Origin of the sequence: Paraburkholderia sp. BR14320 (assembly GCF_040948665.1) — a bacterium.
GTDB classification, from domain to species: Bacteria; Pseudomonadota; Gammaproteobacteria; order Burkholderiales; family Burkholderiaceae; genus Paraburkholderia; species Paraburkholderia youngii.
The window spans coordinates 66,795-92,628 of sequence record NZ_JBFPKG010000027.1 but is presented as its reverse complement, the minus strand read 5'-3'; the positions used below and the strand labels follow the sequence as shown (position 1 = coordinate 92,628).

18 protein-coding genes are annotated in these 25,834 nt (G+C 65.5%); 8 read left to right on the top strand and 10 right to left on the bottom strand.

Annotated features, from left to right (window positions below; translation table 11 throughout):
- Nucleotides 1–43 precede the first annotated feature (43 nt).
- From aroG to AB3X89_RS23705, 4 genes are all read right to left on the bottom strand, one after another.
- Entirely contained in the window at nucleotides 44–1,117 is a 1,074-nt protein-coding gene (aroG, locus tag AB3X89_RS23720; protein ID WP_368585436.1) for a 3-deoxy-7-phosphoheptulonate synthase AroG, read from the bottom strand.
- Nucleotides 1,118–1,457: 340 nt separating this feature from the next.
- Nucleotides 1,458–2,924 (bottom strand): metalloprotease TldD, encoded by a 1,467-nt coding sequence (gene tldD / locus AB3X89_RS23715; RefSeq protein WP_184225997.1) that lies wholly within the window; start codon nucleotides 2,922–2,924, stop codon nucleotides 1,458–1,460.
- 87 nt (nucleotides 2,925–3,011) lie between these two features.
- On the bottom strand, nucleotides 3,012–3,875 hold the full coding sequence (locus tag AB3X89_RS23710; RefSeq protein ID WP_368585435.1) for a carbon-nitrogen hydrolase family protein: 864 nt from the start codon (nucleotides 3,873–3,875) through the stop codon (nucleotides 3,012–3,014).
- Between the two features lie 150 nt (nucleotides 3,876–4,025).
- A complete protein-coding gene (locus AB3X89_RS23705; protein ID WP_368585434.1) occupies nucleotides 4,026–8,279 on the bottom strand; it encodes a YhdP family protein in 4,254 nt (1,417 codons plus the stop codon).
- A gap of 262 nt (nucleotides 8,280–8,541) precedes the next feature.
- Here AB3X89_RS23705 and glnE point away from each other — a divergent pair, with 262 nt between their 5' ends.
- Nucleotides 8,542–11,340: a bifunctional [glutamate--ammonia ligase]-adenylyl-L-tyrosine phosphorylase/[glutamate--ammonia-ligase] adenylyltransferase gene (glnE, locus tag AB3X89_RS23700; protein WP_368585433.1), complete on the top strand. Its 2,799-nt coding sequence runs from the start codon at nucleotides 8,542–8,544 to the stop codon at nucleotides 11,338–11,340.
- Between the two features lie 112 nt (nucleotides 11,341–11,452).
- On the opposite strand, the gene recN is transcribed toward glnE, so the two are convergent.
- The gene (gene recN / locus AB3X89_RS23695) at nucleotides 11,453–13,120 is read right to left on the bottom strand and encodes a DNA repair protein RecN (protein WP_368585432.1); all 1,668 of its coding nucleotides are present in this window, start codon (nucleotides 13,118–13,120) and stop codon (nucleotides 11,453–11,455) included.
- A 55-nt stretch (nucleotides 13,121–13,175) separates the two neighbouring features.
- Nucleotides 13,176–14,090, bottom strand: coding sequence for an NAD kinase (locus AB3X89_RS23690; RefSeq protein ID WP_368585431.1), 915 nt, complete (start codon nucleotides 14,088–14,090; stop codon nucleotides 13,176–13,178).
- A 210-nt stretch (nucleotides 14,091–14,300) separates the two neighbouring features.
- Here AB3X89_RS23690 and hrcA point away from each other — a divergent pair, with 210 nt between their 5' ends.
- The 3 genes from hrcA (at nucleotide 14,301) to AB3X89_RS23675 (ending at nucleotide 16,985) form a co-directional block, all read left to right on the top strand.
- Nucleotides 14,301–15,320 carry a heat-inducible transcriptional repressor HrcA gene (gene hrcA / locus AB3X89_RS23685; protein ID WP_026227992.1) on the top strand — a complete coding sequence of 340 codons (1,020 nt, stop codon included), beginning with the start codon at nucleotides 14,301–14,303 and terminating at the stop codon, nucleotides 15,318–15,320.
- Nucleotides 15,321–15,498: 178 nt separating this feature from the next.
- Entirely contained in the window at nucleotides 15,499–16,569 is a 1,071-nt protein-coding gene (gene hemH / locus AB3X89_RS23680) for a ferrochelatase (protein WP_368585450.1), read from the top strand.
- An 8-nt stretch (nucleotides 16,570–16,577) separates the two neighbouring features.
- Nucleotides 16,578–16,985, top strand: coding sequence for an RNA-binding S4 domain-containing protein (locus AB3X89_RS23675; protein WP_368585449.1), 408 nt, complete (start codon nucleotides 16,578–16,580; stop codon nucleotides 16,983–16,985).
- On the opposite strand, the gene AB3X89_RS23670 is transcribed toward AB3X89_RS23675, so the two are convergent.
- Complete coding sequence (locus AB3X89_RS23670; RefSeq protein ID WP_176109498.1) at nucleotides 16,957–17,118, bottom strand: hypothetical protein; 162 nt, start codon at nucleotides 17,116–17,118, stop codon at nucleotides 16,957–16,959. The genes AB3X89_RS23675 and AB3X89_RS23670 overlap by 29 nt on opposite strands.
- 363 nt (nucleotides 17,119–17,481) lie before the next feature.
- Between AB3X89_RS23670 and grpE the strand changes: the two genes are divergently transcribed.
- The 4 genes from grpE (at nucleotide 17,482) to pabB (ending at nucleotide 23,668) form a co-directional block, all read left to right on the top strand.
- Nucleotides 17,482–18,069, top strand: coding sequence for a nucleotide exchange factor GrpE (gene grpE, locus AB3X89_RS23665; RefSeq protein WP_368585430.1), 588 nt, complete (start codon nucleotides 17,482–17,484; stop codon nucleotides 18,067–18,069).
- Nucleotides 18,070–18,399: 330 nt separating this feature from the next.
- Nucleotides 18,400–20,355: a molecular chaperone DnaK gene (dnaK, locus tag AB3X89_RS23660; protein ID WP_176379033.1), complete on the top strand. Its 1,956-nt coding sequence runs from the start codon at nucleotides 18,400–18,402 to the stop codon at nucleotides 20,353–20,355.
- 268 nt (nucleotides 20,356–20,623) lie between these two features.
- Entirely contained in the window at nucleotides 20,624–21,763 is a 1,140-nt protein-coding gene (gene dnaJ, locus AB3X89_RS23655) for a molecular chaperone DnaJ (RefSeq protein ID WP_018431876.1), read from the top strand.
- Nucleotides 21,764–21,781: 18 nt separating this feature from the next.
- The gene (gene pabB / locus AB3X89_RS23650; RefSeq protein ID WP_368585429.1) at nucleotides 21,782–23,668 is read left to right on the top strand and encodes an aminodeoxychorismate synthase component I; all 1,887 of its coding nucleotides are present in this window, start codon (nucleotides 21,782–21,784) and stop codon (nucleotides 23,666–23,668) included.
- 48 nt (nucleotides 23,669–23,716) lie between these two features.
- On the opposite strand, the gene panB is transcribed toward pabB, so the two are convergent.
- Genes panB through folK form a run of 3 tightly spaced genes read right to left on the bottom strand, consistent with a single transcriptional unit; the run spans nucleotide 23,717 to nucleotide 25,789 of the window.
- On the bottom strand, nucleotides 23,717–24,532 hold the full coding sequence (gene panB, locus AB3X89_RS23645; RefSeq protein ID WP_368585428.1) for a 3-methyl-2-oxobutanoate hydroxymethyltransferase: 816 nt from the start codon (nucleotides 24,530–24,532) through the stop codon (nucleotides 23,717–23,719).
- A 37-nt stretch (nucleotides 24,533–24,569) separates the two neighbouring features.
- Nucleotides 24,570–25,250 (bottom strand): deoxynucleoside kinase, encoded by a 681-nt coding sequence (locus tag AB3X89_RS23640; RefSeq protein ID WP_368585427.1) that lies wholly within the window; start codon nucleotides 25,248–25,250, stop codon nucleotides 24,570–24,572.
- On the bottom strand, nucleotides 25,247–25,789 hold the full coding sequence (folK, locus tag AB3X89_RS23635; RefSeq protein ID WP_368585426.1) for a 2-amino-4-hydroxy-6-hydroxymethyldihydropteridine diphosphokinase: 543 nt from the start codon (nucleotides 25,787–25,789) through the stop codon (nucleotides 25,247–25,249). The genes AB3X89_RS23640 and folK overlap by 4 nt, the downstream gene beginning before the upstream one ends.
- Between the last annotated feature and the right edge of the window lie 45 nt (nucleotides 25,790–25,834).

Sequence of the window (25,834 nt, the reverse complement as noted above, 5' to 3'; positions counted from 1 at the left end):
ACGGACTACCGACAAGCCCCCGCGGTGGCGGCGGGGCAGGCGTTCAGTTGCCGCTGCCGCGCGCGACGCGGCGTTGCTTGACCGCTTCGGCAAGGCCTTCGAGCACAGCGACGCTTTCGTCCCAGCCGATGCATGCATCGGTAATGCTCTGGCCGTACGTGAGCTGGCAGCCTTCCTGCAGATCCTGGCGACCCGCGACGAGGTGCGACTCCACCATCACGCCAACGATCCGCTCGTCGCCCGCGGCGATCTGACGGCCCACGTCCGCGCACACCGGAATCTGGTTTTCGTGCTTCTTCGAGCTGTTCGCATGGCTCGCGTCGATCATCAGACGCGCGGCGAGACCGGCCTTGCCGATGTCCGCACAGGCTGCGTTGACGCTGTCGGCGTCGTAGTTCGGCGTTTTGCCGCCGCGCAGAATGACGTGGCAGTCCTCATTACCCGCGGTCGATACGATCGCCGAGTGCCCGCCCTTGGTGACCGACAGGAAGTGGTGCGGCTGCGAGGCGGCCTTGATTGCGTCGACGGCGATTTTCACGTTGCCGTCCGTGCCGTTCTTGAAGCCGACCGGGCACGACAGTCCCGAAGCCAGCTCGCGGTGCACCTGCGATTCGGTCGTGCGCGCGCCGATCGCCCCCCACGAGATCAGATCCGCGATGTACTGCGGGCTGATCATGTCGAGGTACTCGGTGCCGGCCGGCAGGCCCAGTTCGTTGATACGCAGCAGCAGCTCGCGCGCGGTCCGCAGGCCTTCGTTGATCTTGAAGCTGTTGTCCATATGCGGGTCGTTGATAAGACCCTTCCAGCCCACCGTCGTGCGCGGCTTTTCGAAGTACACGCGCATCACGACTTCGAGCTCGCCGGCAAAGCGCTTGCGCTGCTCGATCAGACGCCCCGCATATTCGATCGCGGCCTTCGGATCGTGAATCGAGCACGGGCCGATCACGACGATCAGACGGTCGTCCATGCCGTGCAGAATGCGATGCATCGCGGTGCGCGATTCGTAGATCACGTTGGACACCGTCTCGTCGCAAGCAAACTCGCGGATCAGGTGAGCGGGCGGCGTGAGTTCCTTCAATTCGCGGATGCGGACATCATCGGTGTTGTGCGGGGGCATGTGGTTCTCCTGAATCGGTTCGTAGCGTGTTCGCGTGAGTCAAATAGGTATCGAAAAGCGTGAGGCGAAAAAAAACCGCCAGGCTAGCTGGCGGTTTTTCGGGAATTCTCGGTGTCCTGCGTGCACTAACACCCCTCTCGATCCGCCAGCGGTCTGAGATACCAAAAAAAGTAAAAATAAAACTTGGCGGACATGGCGAAGTGAATGCGTCGCTGGTCAAAAAAGGGTGAGTGACTTTATAACCCGGTACAGGCTCGGCTGACAAGCCGGGACGTCGAAAAATGCGGAAAATCCGCACGCTTCGCGCTTTGTGCGCGCGAAGCGTGCATCCGCCCAGCAATCAGGCCGTGCCGCCGACCGTCATTTTCTCGATGCGCAGCGTCGGCTGACCAACGCCCACGGGCACGCTCTGGCCTTCCTTGCCGCACACGCCGACGCCCGAATCGAGCTTCATGTCGTTGCCGATCATCGTGATGTACTTCAGCGATTCCGGGCCGCTGCCGATTAGCGTCGCCCCCTTGACCGGATACGTGATCTTACCGTTCTCGATCATGTACGCCTCGGAGGCCGAGAACACGAACTTGCCGTTCGTGATGTCGACCTGACCGCCGCCGAAGTTCACCGCATACAGGCCGTTTTTCACGGACGCGAGGATTTCCTGCGGGTCCTTGTCGCCGTTGAGCATGTACGTGTTGGTCATGCGCGGCATCGGCAGCGCCGCGTACGATTCGCGCCGCGCGTTGCCGGTGACCGGCATCTTCATCAGACGCGCGTTCAGCGTGTCCTGGATGTAGCCCTTCAGGATGCCGTCCTCGATCAGCGTCGTGCACTGGGTCGGATTGCCTTCGTCGTCGATATTGAGCGAGCCGCGGCGGTTCGGCAGCGTGCCGTCGTCGACCACGGTGACGCCCTTCGCGGCGACCTGCTCGCCGATGCGTCCCGCGAATGCCGACGAGCCTTTGCGGTTGAAGTCGCCCTCGAGCCCGTGACCGATCGCTTCGTGCAGCAGCACGCCGGGCCAGCCCGGGCCGAGCACGACGGTCATTGCGCCGGCCGGCGCCGGACGCGCATCCAGATTGACGAGGGCCGCGTGCACCGCATCGTCGACATAGCGCGACAGCACTTCATCGGTGAAATAGCCGTAGTCGAAACGCCCGCCGCCGCCGCCGCTGCCGATTTCGCGGCGGCCGTTCTGCTCGGCGATTACGGTGACCGACACGCGCACGAGCGGCCGGATGTCGGCCGCGAAGCCGCCGTCGCTGCGCGCGACCAGCACCACGTCGTACTCGCCGGCCAAGCCCGCCATCACCTGCTGGATGCGCGGATCGCGGCCGCGCGCCATTTGCTCGATGCGCTCGAGCAGCTTGACCTTCGCGGTGGCGTCGAGCGAATGCAGCGGGTCGGACGGCAGGTACAGATCGCGTCCGGCGATGCCGGTCAGCGACGACGCCACCTTGATCTTCTGCTTGCCGCCGCCCGCCTTGGCGATTGCGCGCGTGGCGATGGCCGCCTGGCGGATCGCTTCGGGCGACAGGTCGTCCGAATAGGCGAACGCGGTACGGTCGCCCGACACGGCGCGCACGCCGACGCCCTGGTCGATGCTGAAGCTGCCCGATTTCACGATGCCTTCTTCGAGGCTCCACGCTTCGCTGCGGGTGGTCTGGAAGTACAGGTCCGCGTAGTCGACGCGGTGCGTGAAGATTTCGGCGAGCGTGCGCGTGAGCAGCGACTCGTCGAGACCGTAGGGCGTGAGGAGGATGTCCTTGGCGGCGGCGAGATTACGGATACCGGGTTCGATGATGTTCATGCGAAGTATGTTCTGCTCGATACGAAGGGGTCGGGGAGCGCCTGCGTCGGTATATGCGTGGCAGGCGCCGCAGTTTCAATGTCGGTTTCAGGTCAGCACGCGATGACGCCATGCCGGCAGGCTCTGCCGCACTTCGTCGATGCGCGCGCGTTCGAGGTTGCCCGCGACCACGCCGGCGCCCTCGTCGCGCACCGCGACGATCTCGCCCCACGGGTCGATCAGCATGCTGTGGCCCCAGGTGCGGCGGCCGTTTTCATGTTTGCCGCCTTGCGCCGCGGCGAGCACGTAGCACTGGTTTTCGATCGCGCGGGTGCGCAGCAGCAGCTCCCAATGCGCGCGGCCGGTCGTGTAGGTGAACGCGGACGGCACCACGATCAGCGCGCAGTCTCCCATGCGCCGGTACAGCTCGGGAAAGCGCAGATCGTAGCAGACCGACAGGCCGACCCGGCCGAAGGGCGCCTCGAAGCTTTGCACCGACCTGCCGGGGCGGATGGTGCGAGCTTCGTCGAACGATTCATCGCCTTTTTCGAAGTTGAACAGATGGATCTTGTCGTAGCGCGCGGCCTCATTGCCGAGCGGGTCGAACACCAGCGTCGTGTTCAGCACGCGCGACGCCTCCGGCGCGTTCAGCGGCAGGGTGCCGCCGATCACCCAAAGCTGGTGGCGGCGCGCGGCGTCGGCGAGAAAGCGCTGGATCGGGCCATCCCGATGCGGCTCGCGCACGGCGAGCTTGTCGGTGTCCTTGAAGCCCATGAAACAGAAATACTCGGGGAGCAGCACGAGCTGCGCGCCGTCGGCGGCGGCTTCGGCGATCAGGCGCTCTGCGTCGGCGAGATTGCGATCGCGATCCGGCGTGCTGACCATCTGCAGCGCGGCGACCCGGAAGGGGCTGGCGACAGGGCCGCTGGACGTTGCGGCGGATGCGGACGATGTGACGTGTGTTTCGCTCATGAGCGTGTCGAAAGACTCCCGGCGGGCGGCGGTATGAGGCGCGGGCACCGCATGGTTCTGGGCTGGCTCGGCCCCGTTGGCGCATCGAGTCGGCGGAGCGGCACGAGCGGCCGCGTGGAACGAGACAGCGGCGCCAGGGAAAACCGAAGCTCAGTGCGCTTCCACGGTCGAAGCCGGAGCGTCAATCTTACCCCGTTCGCCCGTCACCCGCTGAACCTGCGGTTTCGACCACGAACCGGTGATCGCGTAGTCGCGCGCGAACACATGCTGTATCCCCTGCGAGAACGCGACATCGGCGATCAGCGCGCCGAGGCCGATCAGCGGATTGATGATTGTCGCGGCGATCACCGCGGAGCCGGCGCTGACGGTCGGTATCACGTGCAGGTGCAGGTCCTGGGTTCTCTGCGCGATGTCGACCGAGCCCACCATCTCGGCGCGGGCCGGCGCGGTCACCATCCTGAAGTTTTCGGTGCGGGCAATGCCGTCATGAATCTGCGCGGTACCCGTCACGCTCGAGAACGGCAGGCCCTCGCCGATCACGTCGCGGAAATTGAGCGTGGCGATGCGCGCGAGGCTTTGCAGGCTCAGCACGCCGAGCAGCGTCGCGACGCCTGGGTCGACCTTCAGGATCTGGCCGTGGCGCAGATCGAGCGCGAGGTTGCCGTTCAGCGTCGAATAGTCGATCGTGGTCGGGCCGCCCTGCCACACGGCCTTGCCCTGGATCGATCCGACGCCGCCCTTGAGCGTCCTCGGCAGACCGAAGCGCTCGAGCATCGCGCCAGCGTCCTTGATGTCGAGCTTGAAATCGAACACGGTGCGGCGCGGCGTGGCTTCGTCGGCCGAGATGGGCAATTCGGTCGAGGTGCGCCAGTTCGCGGTCGCGGTGAGCGTCGCGGTGGGGTTCGTCACGTCGAGCTTGTCGAGTTGCCAGACCGGCACGCCGTTCTCGTCGTAGTTGTGCGCGTCGACCTCGAGCCGGCCGACGTTGCGGTCGTGCACGATCAGCTCGTTGACGACCAGATCGATCGACGGCATGTTCAGCGCGGGCGCCGACATCGCCGGGCCGAGCAGGTCCTTGTCCGCGACCGACGGAATCACGACGCGCGCGAAGCGCGCCTGCAGTTCGCCCGGCGATTCGCGAGTCACGCCCGGCAGCCACGACACGTGGCCGGACACCTGGTTCGACGCGATGTTCGCCTGCCACGTGCGATCCATGTGCGACGCGCCGACGATCACGTTGTCCCAGTGACGCTTGAGCAGCGTCAGCGTGTCGATGTGCAGCGCGAAGCGGTTCGGCAGGAACTGCGTGAGCATCGGATTCGGCGCGGCGGCGGGGGTGGCCGCGCTGCTGGCGTTGGTGGCGCTATTGCCGCCGTTCGCACCGCCATTCGCGCCATTCGCGCCAGCCGCGCCCGCGCGCAACTGCGCGGCGAGCGCGCGCCAGGCATCCGCATTGAACTCCTTGATGTCCACCGCGGCCACCACGCCTTCGGATGGCAGCTCGACCGGCCGGTTCACGCCGATCGCGCCGCGCACGACGGTCGGTGGCGTTCGCGGCTGCGCGTTCGGCCGATAGCGCAGCAGATACGCAGCGGCGACCGGCCCCAACGTCAGGTCGGCGCGTTCGAGGCCGGCTTCGCCCGGCACCGTCGACGGATTGACCGAGAAGTGCAGCGGCATCGGCGTGCCGGCCTGCTTCTTGAACGGCGCTGGAAAATCGAGCGCGAGGCCGCTCAGGTCCGAGTTGGCGCTGACCTGCGGCAGGCGGCCCCTCGCGCCGGCGACGCGCAACGCATAAGGCGCGCTGCCGCTCAGATGCGTGAGCACCTGCGCGGCCGCGCCAGGCGGATGCAGCTCGCGCGCGGCATCGACGGCGATGTGGCCGTCGAGCGCGAGCGCGTATGTGCCGTCTTGCCGCAAGCCGCCGTTCGCATGCACGTCGCCGCCGAGGAACTGTCCGGAGAGCCGCTCGACCTCGGCGGTGCGTTCGGTGAAGCGCACCCGGCCGTTCAGCCGCGACAGCGGCGGCGCATTGCTCACGCTTAGGCGATTGTTCAGGAAGCCGAGCGCGCCTTCGACGCCCACATGTGGCTTCGGCGTGCGCGGGATCGTCAGCTTCAGCGCGAGCGACGCGGGCCCTTCGGCGCGAATCTTTTCGGTCTGATGCCGCGCCATGATGCCGAGCGAGCTGCGGTTCACGTAGTCGAGCATGTCGGCGAGCGGGCCGCGGCCATTGCCCTGGATGGTGAGGTTCGAGCCTTTGGTGCCGAGGTCGTCGATGCGGCCGTTCACGCCGGTCAGCGCGACGCGCTTGTAACGGCCGCGGTCGATGTCGAAGCGCAGCACGTTCTGCTTGAGCTCGAACACGCCGTCGATGCCGTCGAGCGGCGGCCAAACGTTCGGCGTGCCGTTGCGCATGTTGCGCGGCGGGAACGGCGTCGGATCGAACTTGCCGCCGGTGAACGGCGCGACGATGTGGAAGAGGCCGGCGTCGGGGTCGCGCGCGTAGGGGAACTTGGTCAGGTCGCCGTGCACTTCGATCGTGCCGCCGCGCGACACGCCAGCCTGCAAGCCGTGGCCCAGGTAAATGCGCAGCTTTTCGCTGACTGCGGTCGGCAGATAGCGGGCGATGCGGGTCACCTGAGCCCGCTGGAAGTCGGCTTTCAGGTCGAGCGAGCCGCGGCCGTGGCCGGGATTGCTGTAGCTCGCGGTCGCGCTCGCCTCGACGTCCGGGTTCGATACGCTGAAATCGTTGAGCTTGACCGCGAACGCGGGACGCGTGTCGCCCGGTGCCTTCTTGCCCATCGTCCACTCGGCGCGGCCGCGCAGACGCGCGAGCGTGAGACGCGGATCGTCGAACACGCCCGGCAGCGTGATCGCCAAGCTGGACGTATCGAGGTTCGCGCGGCCGCCTTTTTCGTCGGCGTCGACGGTGCCCCACAGGTTCTCGATGCCGGGAATGCCGGCGCGCGGGTGGCCGCGCGGCGTCAGGCCAGGCCCCGGCTCCTGGGCGGCGAAGCTGATGCCCTGCAGATCGCCCTTGAAGCGATAACGCTCGATCGGCTCCGCACCCGTCGGCCGATGGTCGCTGCCCACTTCTCCGGATTCCGGTTTGCCGCGCTCGACCTCGATCACGTAGTTCGCGACCAGCCCGCGCGGATCGATGCGCACGAGTTCGTTCAGAAAGTGCCGCGGCAACGGCAGCGCGCGGCTGAATTCGGCGAGGATGCCGAGATCGACGCGATCGCCGCTGATGCTCAAGAGCTGCCCGTGCTGCTGGGACGCTGTCCGGTAGCGGCTGTCGAGGGTCCGGAAGCGCAGGATGCGCGTGAGCGGCGTGCCGTCTTCGAGCGGCGGCTGGCCGAGCTCGGCGCGCAGATCCGACAACTGCAGCCGGTATTCGCCGTCGTCTGACTCGACGCGCCACAGGAAGTGGGCGATCGGCACCAGCAGCTTTGGCTGGGTCGGACGCACGCGCATCGCGACGTCGTTGCCGCTCAACTGGCCGGTCGCCTGGTTCATGCGGCCTTCGCTGAAGTCGATCCAGATCGCATTGTCGATGCGGCCGGCGAACGTCTCGATCGGGAATTCAATGTAGCGCGCGAGCGTCGGCAGGTCGACCGGGCCCGTCGACATATACACCTGGCCGGTCCAGTTGATCGGCTTGCCTATCGCAGAGAGCGGCGCGTGGCGGAAGTGCGTGCGGAAGTCGAGCGGTCCTTTCAGCACGCGGCCGTCGGGCGGCGCCTGCAGCGCCATGCGGTGGTCGTGGCCGTCATTGAGGATCGCGATGCGGATATCGCGCAGCGCCAGTTCGGGTTCGTGGCGCGTCGCGTCGCGCCAGCGCAGCACGCCGCCGCGCACGACGATCGCCTGCTGACGCAACAACCAGGTGGACAGCGCGTCGTTGCCGCTGTGGCGCGTCGGCACCGGCACGCCTGCGACCGACAGCACGCCGTCGTCGCTGCGCGACACCAGCACGTCCGGCTGATCGACGATCAGGCTCGACAGCGCCGGATGAAACTCCCACAGCGAGCGCCAGGACACCGTCGCGGTGGCGTGCGGAATCGTCAGCGCGGGTTGGCCGTCGTGATCGCGGATGACGAGGTTGGTGACGTCGAGCCCAGGCTGGAAGCCGCTCCAGTGCGGTGCGAGCCGGCCGATCGTGAATTGGGTGCGCAGCTTGTCGGAGACCGCGGCTTCGATGCGCGGCCGGAACGTGTCGATACGCGGCAGCACCACATAGCGCAAGCCCAGAAACACTCCGCCCGCGATGAAATAGAGGACGAGTGCGAGCGTGGCGAGCACCCGCAACGTCCGACGCAGCACGATGTGGTCGCTTCCGCTCACATGCCGGACCTGCGATGGGGCTTGCGGGTCGGCGGATTCGTTTCGCTCGGACATGCTGCGGCGGCTGGGCGTATGGTAGTTTTGCGTGTTAACGACGAAATGTAACACACGGGAAAGCGTCGGGCGGAGTTCCTGCAACCCCTGTCCGAAAGCCCGTGACGGGGATTTGCGAGGCCGTCCGGCACGGGGTTCGGCATGCTTGCCGCCGCGTGCCGATCGCACAATAGAACGATATGACAGCGACCCCGAAACGACACCCCGACATCGTCAGAACACCGCCGGACAAATTCGATCAAGCAACGAGCGAGCCAGATTTTTGATGACTGACGCAACCCTCCTGAGTTCCAGCTATTCGCACTATGCCGCGCGCGCCGCCGCGGCCCGCCCGCAACTGGCCGCGCATGTCAGCGCGCTGGCCGACGAACCGTTGACGCGCGAGCGCATCGACGCGCGTCTCGACGCGCTGTGCGCCGAGACGGCGGGCCCCGCCGGTGCGCCGCTCAACGAAGATGCGCTGAAGCGCGCGCTGCGCCAGTTGCGTACCGAAGTGTTCTGCGCGGTGATGGAGCGCGACCTGGCCGGCGAGGCCGATATCGCCGAAGTCACCGGCGCGATGACCGATCTCGCGGAAACGACGATCCAGCGTGCGCTGACGGTGCTGAGCGCCGAGCTCGAAGCGCTGTATGGCGAGCCGCGCGACCAGCAGGGCGAACGGCTCACGCTGGGTGTGGTCGGCATGGGCAAGCTCGGCGGGCGTGAGCTGAACGTGTCGTCTGATATCGATCTGATCTTCGTCTATGAGGACGACGGCGAGACTACCGGCGGCCAGCGCTCGCCGCTCGCGACCCAGGAGTTCTTCACCCGGCTCGGCAAGCGGCTGATCGGCGCGCTCGCCGAAGTCACCGCCGACGGCTACGTATTTCGCGTCGATATGCGTCTGCGGCCGAACGGCGATTCGGGGCCGCTCGTGTGCAGCCTCGGCATGCTCGAAGAGTATTTCTACGTGCAGGGCCGCGAGTGGGAGCGCTATGCGTGGATCAAGGGCCGGCTCGTATCCGAGGGCGCGAGCGCCTCGGCACAGCGGCTGCAGAAGCAGCTCGACGCGATCGTCACGCCGTTCGTCTATCGACGCTATCTGGATTTCGGCGTGATCAGCGCGATCCGCGCGCTGCATCTGCAGATCCGCCAGGAGGCGCAGCGCCGCGCGTCGATGCGCCCCGACAAGGCCGACGACATCAAGCTCGGCCGTGGCGGCATCCGCGAAATCGAATTCAGCGCGCAGGTGTTCCAGCTGATCCGCGGCGGGCAGGACGCCGGCTTTCGCGTGCGGCCGACGCTCGCCGTGCTGCGCCACGCGGCTACGCATGGGTTGATGGACCCGTCGGTGTGCGTGAAGCTGTCGCAGGCGTATCGCTTTCTGCGCGAGCTCGAGCATCGTTTGCAATACCGCAACGACGCGCAGACTCACGCGATGCCCGTCGATCCCGAAGACCGCGCGGCGCTCGCGCGCGCGATGGGCTGCGACGACTACAAGGAGTTGATGACGAAGCTCGACGCGCATCGCGAGTTCGTCGAACAGCAATTCGATCAGATTTTCGCCGACAAGGTGGGCGGTCGCGACGGCTGCGGCGCGCCGGAAGACGGTGCCGCCGCGTGGGTGTGGAGCAGTGCGCTCGCCGACGACAGCGCCGACGACGCGTTGCGCGCACGCCTGATCGAACTGGGCGTGGCCGAACCCGGCGAGTTGCTGGCACGGCTGCAGGCGGTGTGGCGCTCGTCGCGCTACACGGGGCTGAACGAGCGCAGCCGGCAGCGTTTCGACATCGTCGCGCAGCGCGCGCTCGAAGCCGCGCGCACGCTGGAGCCGGCCGAGCGGCGCGGCGACACGGTCGCGCGCCTGTTCGATCTGCTCGAAGCGGTGAGCCGGCGCGGCGCTTATCTGGCGCTCTTGACCGAGTATCCGCAGGCGCTGCACCAGGTGCTGTCGGTGCTGGGCGGCTCACGCTGGGCGGCCGGCTATCTGATCCGCCATCCGCAGCTGCTCGACGAACTGCTCGACGGCGAGGCGATCAACAGCCCGTTCGACTGGCCCGAATTCAAGCGTACGTTGCGTTTGCGGCTCGCCGCCGCCGATGGCGTCGAGCAGCAGATGGATCTGCTGCGGCACGCGCATCAGGCCGAGGTGTTCCGCATTCTGCTGATCGATCTTGCCGGCAAGCTGTCTGTCGAGCACGTCAGCGACCGGCTGTCCGAGCTCGCCGACGCGGTGCTGGACGTGACGATCGACGCCGTGTGGAATCAGTTGGCCAAACGCCACCGCGACACGCCGCGCTTCGCGGTGATCGCCTACGGCAAGCTCGGCGGCAAGGAGCTCGGCTACGCGTCGGACCTCGACCTGATCTTCCTGTACGACGATCCCGACGATGCCGCGGCCGACGTCTACGCCACCTTCACGCGGCGCCTGATCACATGGCTGACCACCGCGACCGGCGCCGGCACCTTGTTCGACATCGATCTGCGGCTGCGGCCCAACGGCGAATCGGGCCTGCTCGTCACCGATCTCGACGCGTTCCGCCGCTACCAGCTTCGCGAGGGCGACGCGGCGAACACCGCGTGGGTGTGGGAGCATCAGGCGCTGACGCGGGCACGCTACTGCGCGGGCGATCCGGAGATCGGCGCGAAATTCGAGGCGATCCGCGAACAGGTGCTGACGACGCCGCGCGAAGCGCCGCCGCTCGCGAAGGAGATCGCCGAGATGCGCGCGCGTGTCGAAGCGGGTCACCCGAATCAGACGCCGACTCTGTTCGACCTGAAGCACGACCGCGGCGGCATGGTCGATATCGAGTTCACCGTGCAGTACTGGGTGCTGCTGCATGCGGCGCGCGATCCGGAGCTGATCCGCAATACCGGCAACATCGCGCTGCTGCGTGAAGTGTCGCGTTTCGGGCTGATGAGCGAAGCGGAAGCCGAGACGGTCGGCGCTGCCTATCGGCGCTATCGCAAGCTGCAGCACACGCTGCGGCTCGATGGTATGGAGAAGGCGCGGGTCGATCCGGCGCTGGTCGCAGCCGAGCGCGAGGCGGTGCTGGCGTTGTGGAAAAGGGTGTTTGGGTAATGGCGCTTACGCATTTCGCGTAGCGCTGGCGCATCATGCGCGGCCGGGATCGGTGTGACGTCCCGGCCAATCCGACTCACGCCGTGTGCGGTGAGCTGCGCACGGCGCAATCTCAGGCGGCCAGCATTTCCTTCGCGTGCTTGCGCGTGGTCGCGGTGATTTCGAGGCCGCCGAGCATGCGCGCGACTTCCTCGATGCGGCTCGCCTTGTCGAGCGAGGTCACGCTGCTGAGCGTGCCGCCGCTGCCGTTGCTCATCTTTGCGACCTGGAAATGATGATCGCCGCGCGCGGCGACCTGCGGCAGATGGGTCACGCACAACACCTGGCGCGCCTCGCCGAGCTGATGCAATAGCCGCCCGACCACTTCGGCCACGCCGCCGCCGATGCCGGTATCCACTTCGTCGAAGATCAGCGTCGGTGTCGGGCTGGCCGCGCTCGCGATCACTGCGAGCGCGAGACTGATACGCGCGAGTTCGCCGCCCGACGCGACCTTCGCGAGCGGCCGCAGCGGCACGCCGGCGTGACCGGCGACGCGAAACTCGATCTGCTCGAGCCCATGCGCGCCGCCTTCGGGCAACGGCACCAGCGCGACTTCGAAGCTGCCGCCTTTCATCGACAATTCCTGCATGCCGGTCGTGACCGCCTCGCCGAGCGCCTTGCCTGCTTTCGCGCGTGCCTTCGACAGCTTCTTCGCCTCGCCGATGAACACTTCCTTCGCTTGCGCCTCGGCGGCGCGCAGGCCGTCGAGGTCCGCGGCGGCATCGAGCGCGGCCAATTGCTTGCGGCGCGCTTCGTGTTCTTCCGGCAGCGTCTCGGGCTGCAGGCGGAATTTGCGCGCGGCCGAGTGCAGCGCGTCGAGGCGCTTTTCGACCTGAGCGAGCCGCTCCGGATCGAGCTCGAGCTTCTGCGCGTAGTGGCTCAGCGAATACGCGGCTTCCTGCAACTGGATTTCGGCGGGTTCGAGCGCGGCGAGCACGTCGTTCAGCGCCGGGTCGATTTCCGCGAGGTCGCGCACCTTCGACACGATCGAGCCGAGATGCGTGATCATCGCGTCGTCCGATTCGGACAGCGCGCCGAGCGCACCCTGCACGCCGTCGATCAGATTCGCGGAATGCGACAGCCGCCGATGCTCGGTGTTGACCTCTTCCCATTCGCCCGGCTGCGGCGCGAGCTTATCGAGTTCGGTGAGTTGCCACGCGAGTCGCTCGCGTTCGAGTTGCAGCTCGCGATCGCGCGTTTGCGCGTGCTCGACCGCCTGCGCCTTGTCGCGCCACGTGCGCCACGCGCGTGTCACGGCGGCGGCCAGGTCGGACAGGCCCGCGTGCGTGTCGAACAGCTCGCGTTGCGCGTCCGGGCGCATCAGCAACTGGTGCGCGTGCTGGCCGTGAATATCGACGAGCATTTCGCCGACCTCGCGCAGCTGCGCGAGCGTGGCCGCCGTGCCGTTGATGAACGCGCGCGAGCGGCCGTTCGCGTCGACCACCCGCCGTAGCATCACCGTGCCGCCGTGTTGGCCGTCATCGGCAGCGCCGAGCGCCTGCGCATCGAGCCATTGATCGACCTGTGCGTGCGTTTCGAACTCCGCGGTGATGTCGGCGCGGCTCTCGCCGGTGCGCACGACGCTCGCATCGGCGCGCGCACCTAGCGCGAGCGCGAGCGCGTCGATCAGAATCGATTTGCCGGCGCCGGTTTCGCCCGAGAAAACGGTAAAGCCGCTGTCGAATTCGAGGTCGAGCGCGGCGACGATGACGAAGTCGCGTATCGAGAGGTGGCGAAGCATGGAGGTCGTCGGGTAAGCGTGGGATTCGGGTGGCGGTCGCTGCGGCGTTTGCGCTTCAAGGCGCCGCTTGCGGCCTCTGATCTTCTTCGTGCGACGGGTACTCGTGCCAGTGCAGCTTCTTGCGCAGCGTCGCGTAATAGCTGTAGCCGACCGGATGCAGCATCGGCACCGTATGACGCGAACGGCGCACCTCGATCGTGTCGCCGAGCTCCAGCGACGTGAACGACTGCATGTCGAAATTCACGTTCACTTCGCGCCCGGAAACGATCTGGATGCTGACCTTCGAGTCGTCCGGCAGCACGATCGGCCGGTTCGACAGCGCGTGCGGCGCGATCGGCACGAGCACGAAGCCCTGCAATTGGGGGTGCAGGATCGGCCCCTGCGACGACAGCGCGTACGCGGTCGAGCCGGTCGGCGTTGCAACGATCAGGCCGTCCGAGCGCTGGTTGTACATGAAGCGGCCGTCGACCGACACGCGCAGCTCCGCCATGCCCGAAAAACCGCTACGGTTGACCACCACGTCGTTGAACGCGAGCGCGTGGTAGATCGGCGTGCCGTCGCGCACGATGCGCGCTTCGAGCAGCACGCGCTCCTCGCGCTCGAAATTGCCGGACAGCATTTGCGGCACGGTCTCGAGCATGTCGGAGATCGGGATGTCGGTGATGAAGCCGAGCCGCCCGTGGTTGATCCCGATCAAGGGTGTGCGATATGGCGCGAGCTGGCGGCCGATGCCGAGCATCGTGCCGTCGCCGCCGAGCACCACGGCAACGTCGGCGCGCGCGCCGATCTCAGCGGGACGCAGCGCCGGGTAGTCGGTTACGCCGATTTCGGCGGCGGTGTCGGCTTCGAACACGACTTCGAGGCCGAGCCTGGCGAGGCACGCGGCGAGCGCGGTCAGCGGCTCGCCGATGCCTGGCGTATTGCTGCGCCCGACGAGCGCGACGGTCTTGAACTGGCTGGTCACTTGCATGCCGGCATTACACCATAGGTAGGGCCTGAAAAGAACCGCAGGCCAACCCGGTAGCGGGTCGGCGCACGCGGGGCGTCTGCGCATGTCGCGATTATCGTTAGAATGGTGAAGACCCGATGACATGCGCGCTCGCCGACGGCGGCGCATTTGCCGGGAGCGGGCGCCGCGGGCGCTCGCGGCTGCGATGCCATTGAGCTAAAATTTTTCGTCATGCTAGATCCTCGCGCACAAACCCTCCTCAAAACGCTGATCGAGCGCTACATCGCCGAAGGTCAGCCGGTCGGCTCGCGCACGCTGTCACGTTACTCGGGCCTCGAGCTGAGCCCGGCCACGATCCGCAACGTGATGTCGGACCTCGAGGATCTGGGGCTCGTGATCAGTCCGCATACGTCGGCGGGGCGCATTCCGACGCCACGCGGCTACCGTCTGTTCGTGGACACGATGCTGACGGTCGAGTCCGCCGCCGACGAAGAAGCGGTGATGCGCGCGGTCAAAACCACGCTGCAGGTGGGCGAGCCGCAGAAGATCGTCGCCGCGGCGGCGAGCGTGCTGTCCAACCTGTCGCAGTTCGCCGGCGTGGTGCTCACACCGCGCCGCAGCCACGTATTCAAGCAGATCGAATTCATGCGCCTGTCCGACAAGCGCATTCTGCTGATCATCGTGACGCCCGAAGGCGACGTGCAAAACCGCATTCTCGCCACCCAGCGCGACTTTTCGCCTTCGCAGCTGGTGGAAGCCTCCAATTACATCAACGCGCACTTCGCGGGCCTCTCGTTCGACGAAGTGCGCCGCCGCCTGCGCGAGGAAATCGACGAGCTGCGTGGCGACATGACTTCGCTGATGCACGCGGCCGTCACCGCGAGCACCGACGAATCCGATACCGGCGAGACCGTGCTGATCTCGGGCGAGCGCAATCTGCTCGAAGTCGCCGATCTTTCGTCGGACATGGCGCGCCTGCGCAAGCTGTTCGATGTGTTCGACCAGAAGACCAGCCTCCTTCAGTTGCTCGATGTGTCGAGTCATGCGGCGGGCGTGCAAATATTCATTGGCGGCGAATCGACGCTGGTGCCGATCGAGGAAATGAGCGTCGTCACCGCGCCGTACGAGGTGAACGGCAAGATCGTCGGCACGCTCGGTGTGATCGGACCGACCCGCATGGCCTACAACCGCGTGATTCCGATCGTGGACATCACCGCGCGGTTGTTGTCCATGACGCTCAGCCAGCAGTAGTCCTCGCGCTTTGCGGCGCTGCCGTCATCGCAGCCCGTGCCGGCCATGATGCGCGAACGGGCGGCGTCTGCCAATCGTCCGAATGGCCAGGGTCCGGCGGCGCCCGGCCGAACCCGCGCCGCTATAATGAATCTCCATTGAATCGACTCGCCGCGTGACGCGGCGATTTCTGCTGCCTATGCGCTTCGACCTCGAGCGGCCATCACAGAACGCCACATCGCATCGCGTCGCCGTGTTGCTGATCAACCTCGGCACGCCCGATGCGCCGACGCCGCGCGCGGTGCGCCGCTATCTCGCGCAGTTCCTGTCCGATCCTCGCGTGGTCGAAATTCCCGCGCTGCTGTGGCAGCTGATTCTGCGTCTGCTGATCCTGCCGTTTCGCGGCCGCAGCTCCGCCAGGAAGTACGCGGCGGTGTGGATGCCCGAGGGCTCGCCGCTGCGCGTGCACACCGAAAAGCAGGTCGAGGGCTTGCGCCATCTGCTGCAAGTCAACGACTACACGGTGCTGGTCGACTACGCGATGCGCTACGGCACGCCCGGCATTCCCGCAATGCTGAACCAGCTGAAGCTCGCTGGCGCCGAGCGCGTGCTGCTGATGCCGATGTATCCGCAGTATTCGGCGTCGACCACCGCGACCGCGTTCGACGAAGCCTTTTCCGCGCTCAAGCGCATGCGTAACCAGCCGGAAGTCCGCACGGTTCGCCAGTACGCCGATCACCCGGCGTATATCGCGGCGCTTGCCGCGCAGGTGCATCACCACTGGCATCTGCACGGCCGCCCCGATTTCGCGGGTGGCGACAAGCTCGTGCTGAGTTTCCACGGCGTTCCCAAGCGCACGCTCGACCTCGGCGACCCGTATCACGAGCAATGCCAGCAGACCGGCGCACTGCTGATGCAGGCGCTCGAGTTGACGCCGGTCGAATGCCGCATCACGTTCCAGTCGCGCTTTGGCAAGGCCGAATGGCTGCAGCCCTATACTGCGCCGACGTTGAAGGAACTCGGCGCGGCAGGCGTGCGGCGTGCTGATGTGTTTTGTCCGGGTTTCACCGCCGACTGCCTCGAAACGATCGAGGAAATCGGCATGGAAGTGCGCGACGAATTTCTACAGGCGGGTGGCAAGGAGTTTCACCGGATCGCCTGTCTGAACGCGTCTCAGCCGTGGGTTGCCGCGCTCGGCGAAATTGTCGCGCAACACCTGCAGGGCTGGCCGGTGCAAGCGGTGCCGGTGCCGCACACGACAGGAGCTTGAATACGCAGATGAACTACCGTATTTCAACCGAACCGGGCGCGAAACTGCGCATCGACAAATGGCTGTGGGCCGCGCGCTTCTTCAAGACGCGTTCGTTGGCCGCGGATGCGGTCGACAAGGGGCGGGTGCGCATCGGCGGCGCGGCCGTGAAGCCGGCCAAGGACGTGCGTGTCGGCGATCTGGTCGAAATCGAGATCGAGCGCTACGTGTGGCAGGTCGAGGTGCTGGGCGTATGCGACGTACGCGGCCCGGCGAGCGTGGCGCAGACGCTTTACGCGGAAACCTCGCAGAGCAAGGAGAAGCGGCAGGTCGAGCAGGAACGGCGCAAGGTGTATCACGAGCCGGCCGCCGCGCTGCACGGGCGACCGACCAAGCGCGACCGGCGCACTATCGACAGATTTTCGGGTGGGAACTAAAAAACTGCTCGACCGTGGCATGTGCGCCACCGTACTCGGTGGTGTGGTCGTTGACCGCGCCGGACATGCAGATTGTCGTGGTGCCCGCGATCAGTACCAGTGCGACCACCCCGATTGCAACGGTCAGTTTCACGGTACTCCCCTCGATGGGCTGAAACGGGCTATCGGAACGACTGTCAGGTGTCGGTAAGGCTTACGTCAAATTAGGGTTAACGTGCGTTGCCGCTCCATGACTGGAGAATAGGTCAGTTGCGGGCTGCACTCAATCCCTATCTGATTGCGCCACGTGAATGCTTGTTACGGCGCATTTCGCCTGCACGACGGTGGTGCGAAAAAACCTCGGAGCCGCTTGAAACGGCTATTTCAGACCCCATCTGGGGTCCGGTCTGGCGGATCGGCGCGAAGACACGTGTCGCGATTTTGCGAAGCACGAATCGTACGGTGTCGGAACGGCTTTTTCCGCCTTTGCTTTTACTTTTTAACGACTTTCAGCGACATGGAAAACACGCAAGAGAACCCGACGAGCCAGAATCCCACGCCCGCCGACGAAGCCGCGCGCCAGGCCGCCGAGACGGCTGAGGCCGCTACTCAACAGCAGAACACCGGCGCCACCACTGAATCCGCCCAGGCAGCCGCCGAGCAGGCGCTGGCCGACGCTCAGGCGAAGATCGCCGAGTTGCAGGAAGACTTCCTGCGCGCGAAGGCCGAAACCGAAAACGTGCGCCGTCGCGCTCAGGAAGACGTCGCCAAGGCGCACAAGTTTGCGATCGAGAACTTCGCCGAGCATCTGCTGCCGGTGGTCGACAGTCTTGAGGCGGCCGTCGCCCATTCGTCCGACGACCTGCAGAAGGTCCGCGAAGGCGTCGAACTCACGCTGCGCCAGTTGAGCGGCGCGCTGGAGAAGGGCCGCGTCGTGGCCATCAATCCGGTCGGCGAGAAGTTCGACCCGCATCGCCATCAGGCCATTTCGATGGTGCCGGCCGACCAGGAGCCGAACACCGTCGTCGCGGTGCTGCAAAAGGGCTTCGTGATCGCGGATCGGGTGCTGCGTCCCGCGCTCGTGACCGTCGCGGCGCCGAAGTAAGCACGTCGACGGGCATCTCGGCGTCAGCGCCGGCGGCGTCTGCCTCGTCGCTTCGCATCGGCGCGCGCCGCGAAACATCCAGTCGATTCAGGCACTTCCGGCGGACCGCGCCGGGGCGCCGTGCAAGCTGACGGAGCGGGCTCGCAGCAAGGATTCACGAGCCCGCCCCGTGATTGAAAAAAATTAAAGACCGCATCGCAATAGAGGTCTTGAAAACGATGTGGCCGCACTTATTTTGAGTGCAGGTAGGAATTGAGAGCGGATCGTCCCGCCGCCAGATGGGCCAACCGGGCGCTTTCCGCAGCGATCAAAGTCAGGAGATTTGTAAAAATGGGCAAAATCATCGGCATCGACCTCGGCACGACCAACTCGTGCGTGGCGATCATGGAAGGCAACTCGGTCAAGGTCATCGAGAACTCGGAAGGCGCGCGCACCACGCCGTCGATCATCGCTTACATGGAAGACAGCGAGATCCTGGTCGGCGCGCCGGCCAAGCGTCAGTCGGTCACGAACCCGAAGAACACGCTGTTCGCGGTCAAGCGCCTGATCGGCCGCCGCTTCGAAGAGAAGGAAGTGCAGAAGGACATCGGCCTGATGCCCTACAAGATCATCAAGGCCGACAATGGCGACGCATGGATCGAAGTGCGCGACCAGAAGCTCGCGCCGCCGCAAATTTCCGCCGAAGTGCTGCGCAAGATGAAGAAGACCGCTGAGGACTACCTCGGCGAGACCGTCACGGAAGCCGTGATCACGGTGCCGGCGTACTTCAACGACAGCCAGCGTCAGGCGACCAAAGATGCAGGCCGCATCGCCGGTCTGGAAGTGAAGCGGATCATCAACGAACCGACCGCAGCCGCATTGGCATTCGGGCTGGACAAGGCTGAAAAGGGCGACCGCAAGATCGCGGTGTTCGACCTCGGCGGCGGCACGTTCGACATCTCGATCATCGAAATCGCGGACGTCGACGGTGAAATGCAGTTCGAAGTGCTGTCCACGAACGGCGACACGTTCCTCGGCGGTGAAGACTTCGATCAGCGCATCATCGACTACATCATCGGCGAGTTCAAGAAGGAACAGGGCGTCGATCTGTCGAAAGACGTGCTCGCGCTGCAGCGCCTGAAGGAATCGGCTGAAAAGGCGAAGATCGAGCTGTCGTCGAGCCAGCAGACTGAAATCAACCTGCCGTACATCACGGCCGACGCGTCGGGTCCGAAGCACCTGAACCTGAAGATCACGCGTGCGAAGCTGGAAGCGCTGGTTGAAGAACTGATCGAGCGCACGATCGAGCCGTGCCGCGTGGCCATCAAGGACGCAGGCGTGAAGGTCGGCGAAATCGACGACGTGATCCTGGTCGGCGGTATGACCCGTATGCCGAAGGTGCAGGAAAAGGTGAAGGAGTTCTTCGGCAAGGACCCGCGCCGTGACGTGAACCCGGACGAAGCCGTGGCCGTTGGTGCCGCGATCCAGGGCCAGGTTCTGTCGGGCGACCGCAAGGACGTGCTGCTGCTCGACGTGACCCCGTTGTCGCTCGGCATCGAAACGCTCGGCGGCGTGATGACGAAGATGATCAACAAGAACACCACGATCCCGACCAAGCACGCACAGGTCTACTCGACGGCTGACGACAACCAGAGCGCCGTGACGATCAAGGTGTTCCAGGGCGAACGCGAAATGGCAGCGGGCAACAAGCTGCTCGGCGAGTTCAACCTCGAAGGCATTCCGCCGGCACCGCGCGGCGTGCCGCAGATCGAAGTGAGCTTCGACATCGACGCGAACGGCATTCTGCACGTCGGCGCGAAAGATAAGGCGACCGGCAAGGAAAACCGCATCACGATCAAGGCGAACTCGGGCCTGTCCGAAGCCGAAATCGAGAAGATGGTGAAGGATGCGGAAGCGAACGCGGAAGAAGATCACAAGCTGCGTGAGCTGGCCGACGCCCGCAACCAGGGTGACGCACTCGTCCACAGCACGAAGAAGGCGCTGACCGAGTACGGCGACAAGCTCGAAGCGGGTGAGAAGGACAAGATCGAAGCCGCGTTGAAGGAACTCGAAGACACGCTGAAGAGCAGCTCGAGCGACAAGGCTGCGATCGAAGCGAAGATCGAAGCGGTGGCCACGGCCTCGCAGAAGATGGGCGAGAAGATGTACGCCGACATGCAGGCTGCGCAAGGTGCCGAAGCGGCAGCGGGCGCGGCGGGCGGTGCGGGTGCCGGTGCATCGGCGGGCGCGAGCCAGCAGGCCGACGACGTGGTCGACGCTGAGTTCAAGGAAGTGAAGAAGGACTAAAGCCAGGTCGGCATCCGACCGTAAAGCCGTGCACAGCAATGTGCACGGCCCGGCTGCACGAGATCGGCGCCCTTGGGGCGCCTTGAGTGCAAGAGCGGTTTTTCGCGCCTGGCGAGCCTTTTGGGCTCTCCGGGCACGTTCGTTTTATGGAGGGCGTTGTTTTGAACCGTGTCGAGACGCGGCGCAGACAGCGGCCGGACGAGTCGCAAGACTCCACAGCATTCACAAGGAGCTACCGCGTCGCTTTGCGCGGCGGCGTTGAACCGATATGGCGAAACGGGATTACTACGAGGTTCTGGGCGTCGCAAAGAACGCGAGCGACGACGAAATCAAGAAGGCTTATCGCAAGCTTGCGATGAAGCACCACCCCGACCGCAATCCGGGCAACAAGGATGCGGAAGAGCATTTCAAGGAGGTGAAGGAAGCCTATGAAATGCTGTCGGATTCGCAAAAGCGCGCCGCGTACGATCAGTACGGTCACGCGGGCGTCGATCCGAACATGGGTGGGGCCGGTGCGCAAGGTTTCGGCGGCTTTGCCGACGCATTCGGCGACATCTTCGGCGACATCTTCGGCCAGGCGGCCGGCGCCGGCGCACGCGGAGGCGGCCGCGCGGGCCCGCAGGTCTATCGCGGCGCCGATCTGCGCTACAGCATGGAAATCACGCTCGAGCAGGCCGCGCACGGCTACGACACGCAGATCCGCGTGCCGAGCTGGGTTTCGTGCGAAGTCTGTCATGGCTCGGGCGCGAAGCCGGGCACCAAGCCGGAAACCTGCCCGACCTGTAGCGGCTCGGGTTCGGTGCGCATGTCGCAGGGCTTCTTCAGCATCCAGCAGACTTGCCCGAAGTGCCACGGCAGCGGCACCTACATCCCCGATCCGTGCAACCACTGCCACGGCGCGGGCAAGGTGAAGGAAACCAAGACGCTCGAAGTGAAGATTCCGGCCGGTATCGACGACGGCATGCGCATCCGCTCGGCCGGCAACGGCGAGCCGGGCATCAACGGCGGACCGTCGGGCGATCTGTACGTCGAGATTCACATCAAGCAGCACTCGGTGTTCGAGCGTGACGGCGACGATCTGCATTGCCAGATGCCGATCCCGTTCACCACCGCGGCGCTTGGCGGCGATATCGAAGTGCCGACGCTCGCCGGCCGCGCGACCTTCACGGTGCCGGAAGGCACGCAGTCGGGCAAGACGTTCCGTTTGCGCGGCAAGGGCATCAAGGGCCTGCGTTCGAGCATCGCCGGTGATCTGTACGTGCATGTGCAGGTCGAAACGCCGGTCAAGCTCACCGAGGCGCAGCGCGATCTGCTCAAGCAGTTCGAAAAGGCGCTCGTGGAAGGCGGGGCGCGGCATAGTCCGCAGAGCAAGAGCTGGTTCGATCGGGTGAAGAGCTTTTTCGATTGATCTGATTTGGCGGTCAGTATGACGGTGGACAGTCGCGGCGCGGTGTTCGCGCTGCTTGACGATTGCGGTGCAACGGCGGCGCGTCCGTCGAGCCGCTTGTACACGGGTTTCGTGCGCGAGCGGCTCTGCACGGAGGCCGCGCAGCTCGAAGCGGTGTGCGACAGCGTCGCGGCCGATACCCGCAACGGTCTGCACGCCGTCGTGCTGGCCGACTATGAATTTGGCCGTACGCTCGTCGGTATCGACAAGCTTCGGCCCACTGAAACGCAGCGTGGCAATGCCACGCTGCGTTTTTTATTGTTCGAACGCTGTGCGAAGCTTTCGCGCGACGAGGTCGACGCGTGGCTGATGACGCGGGACAACGGTGCGCCGGAGCCGTCGGTCGCGGGCACGGCGAACGTGCGCGAAAGCGTCGATCGCGCCGAGTTCGATGCGTCGATCGACGCGATTCACGCTGCGCTGCGCGCGGGCGATTCCTATCAGGTCAACTACACGTACCGCCTCGGTTTCGACGTGTTCGGCTCGCCGCTCGCGTTCTATCGGCGTTTACGCGCGCGCCAGCCGGTGTCGTTCGGCGCGCTCATCGCATTGCCCGACGATGCGTGGGTGCTGTCGTGTTCGCCCGAACTGTTCGTCGAGAAGCACGGCCCGACGTTGCGCGCGCGGCCGATGAAGGGCACGGCGCCGCGCTCGCAAGATCCCGCCATCGACCGGGGCAACGCCGAGTTCCTCGCCACCGATCTGAAGAACCGCGCCGAGAACGTGATGATCGTCGATCTGTTGCGCAACGATCTGTCGCGGGTCGCGCGGATCGGCTCGGTCAACGTGCCGGCGCTTTTTACGGTCGAACCGTATGCGTCGGTGTGGCAGATGACGTCGACAGTGGAGGCGACGTTGCTCGACGGCACCTCGTTCGCGACGATCCTGCACGCGCTCTTTCCCTGCGGTTCGATTACCGGTGCGCCGAAGCATCGCACGATGCAGCTGATCGACGAACTGGAAAGCACGCCGCGTGGACTTTATACCGGCGCGATCGGCTGGCTCGATGCGCCGGGCGATGATCACGATTGCGGCGACTTCTGCATGTCGGTCGCGATCCGCACGCTGACATTGACTGGGTCGGCGGCGCAAACGGGCGGCACCGACGGTCTGCGCGGCAGCATGGGCATCGGCGCGGGCATCGTGCTCGACAGCGTGGCCGCCGACGAGCATGAGGAGTGTCGATTGAAAGCACGTTTTCTGACCGGCGCCGAGCCCGGCTTCGAACTGTTTGAAACGATGTACGCGACGCGGGAAGACGGCGTGCGGCATCTCGAGCGGCATGTGCGGCGCTTGTCGTCGAGCGCCGCGACACTTGGCTTCGGGTTCGACGAAGCGCGCATTCGCGAGGAGATTTCCGCGCGATGCGCCGCGCTGCCGGCGCAGACGCCGCATCGTATGCGGCTTGCGTTGAGCAAGAGCGGCGCGACGCAGATCACCGCGGCGATACTTACGCCGTTGGCGGACGCGATCGTTGGGGTTCTGCTGGGCCCAGAAGCGCAGTTCGCGCCGACCCAGGCCGCCGATCCGCTGCTGCGCCACAAGACCACCCGCCGCGCCGACTACGACCGCGGCTGGCGCGAAGCCGAGGCGAAGGGCGCCTTCGATACGCTGTTCTTCAACGAACGGGGCGAACTGACCGAGGGCGGCAGATCGAACGTGTTCGTGAAGCTCGCGGGACGATGGTGGACCCCGCCGCTCGCGTCGGGCGTGCTGCCTGGCGTGATGCGAAGCGTATTGCTCGACGGGGCGTCGGACTTGCAGGCGGGTGAAAAAGTGCTGACGCAGGAGGATGTGCTGAACGCCGAAGCACTGCTGGTGTGCAACGCGTTGCGCGGCGCGATCCCCGCACGGGTTGTTGCTTAGAGCGCTGAGACAAACGGGAATGCCGCGCGCCCGCGCGGCAAACATACATCAGAACGTGTGCTCGGCGCCCGGGAACGAGCCGTCCTTCACTGCCCGCACATAGGCCTCGACGGCCGCCTGAATGTTCGGCTGTCCCTGCATGAAATCTTTGACGAAGCGCGGACGCTTGCCGGGGAAAATCCCGAGCATGTCGTGCAGCACGAGCACCTGACCCGAGCAGTCGAGGCCCGCGCCGATCCCGATCGTCGGAATGCGCAATTGCCTCGTGACCTCGCCCGCGAGTTGAGCGGGGATTGCTTCCATCAACAATGTTTGCGCGCCGGCGGCCTGCATCGCGAGCGAATCGCGCAGCAGCTGGCTCGCACCCGCTTCAGTCTTGCCCTGCACCTTGAAGCCGCCGAACGCATGCACCGACTGCGGCGTCAGACCTACGTGCGCGCACACCGGAACCGAGCGCTCGACCAGGAACCGCACCGTGTCCGCGAGCCATTCGCCGCCTTCGAGCTTGACCATCTGCGCGCCCGCGCGCATCAGTTCGACCGAACTCCTGAACGCGTCTTCGCGCGTGCCGTACGTGCCGAACGGCAGGTCCGCCATGATCAGCGCCGACGGCCGCGCGCGCGACACGCTCGCCGTGTGATACGCGATGTCCGCCAGCGTCACGGGCAGCGTAGTCGCCTGACCTTGCAGCACGTTGCCGAGCGAGTCGCCGATCAGAAGTACGTCGACGCCGGCGCGATCGAGCAGCGCGGCGAAGCTTGCGTCGTAGCAGGTGAGCATCGCGATCTTTTCGCCGGCGTCGCGCATTGCCTGCAGTTTCGGCACGGTGATCGCGCTCCGGCTCGCTTCCTGCAAATAAGTCATGGTCAATCCAGTGAGAAAAATGAACTAGCCGCGCCGCTTACAGCGACGTGGATTTGACAAAGAATTCCTTGCGGCCGCGCATCGTCTCGATGCGTTCGGCGAGCAGCGCAAGGTCCGCGTCGGAGTCGAGCGGATTCAGGTGTTCGGCGTTGACCGTCAGCACGGGAGTGCGGTCGTAGTGGTAGAAGAATTCGTTGTATGCGTCGCAGAGTGCGCGCAGATACGCATCGGAAATCTGCAGCTCCATCGGCACCGCGCGCTTCTGGATGCGCGCGAACAGCATCTCGGGACTCGCCTGCAGATAAACGACGAAGTCCGGCTCCGGCGCCTTGACGTCGAGCCGCGCGGCAAGCGCGCGGTACAGTTGCCACTCGTCTTCCTGCAAGGTCAGACGCGCGAAGATGTCGTTTCGCTGCGTGATGAAGTCGGCGATCAGCGGCGTGCCACTCGCCTGCGCGGCGCTCACTTCCTGCGCCTGCTGCGCGCGTTGCAGCGCGAAGTGCAACTGCACCGGCAGCGCATAGCGCGCGGTGTCGCGGTAGAAGCGTTCAAGAAACGGATTGTCCTGCGAGCGCTCGAACAGTTCGTGCATCGACCAGCGTTGCGCGAGGCGCCGCGCGAGTGAGGTCTTGCCGACGCCGATCGGCCCCTCGATCGCGATATAGCCGAACGGCGGGCGCAGCTGAGGCGCGGTGACCGTGAGCGGCGGCGAACTCATTCGCAGCGGCCTTTCTCGGCGGAATTACCGGCGAGTGCATTGAGCATCGGACACTGGCAGGGCCCCTTCACCTTCTCGATGCGCTGATCGCTGACGCTATCGAGCAGCGCGTCGGCCCTGCCATGTTGCGGAATCACGATCGCCGCGTCGATCTCGACCAGCGGCACCAGCGCAAACGCTCGCTCGACGAGGCGTGGATGCGGCACGATCAGATCGGCTTCGTCGATCGATTGATCGCCATACAGCAGGATGTCGAGATCGAGCGTGCGCGGCGCATTGCGGAACGGCCGCTCACGGCCGAAATGATGCTCGATCTTGTGACACAGCGCGAGCAGATGCCGCACGGGGAGCGTCGTTTCCAGCTTCACGACGCAATTGAAATAGTCGTCGCCGCCCGCGTCGACCGGGGCGGTGCGATATAGGCTCGATTTGGCGAGCACGGTGATGGTGTGCTGTTGTGCGAGGCACACCACCGCGTCTTTCAGGGTCTGGCGCGCGTCCCCGAGATTCGCGCCGAGGCCAAGATAAGCAACCGTCATGGCATAACTTCCTGCAACTATCGTTTCGACGGCTCTTCCGCGAAC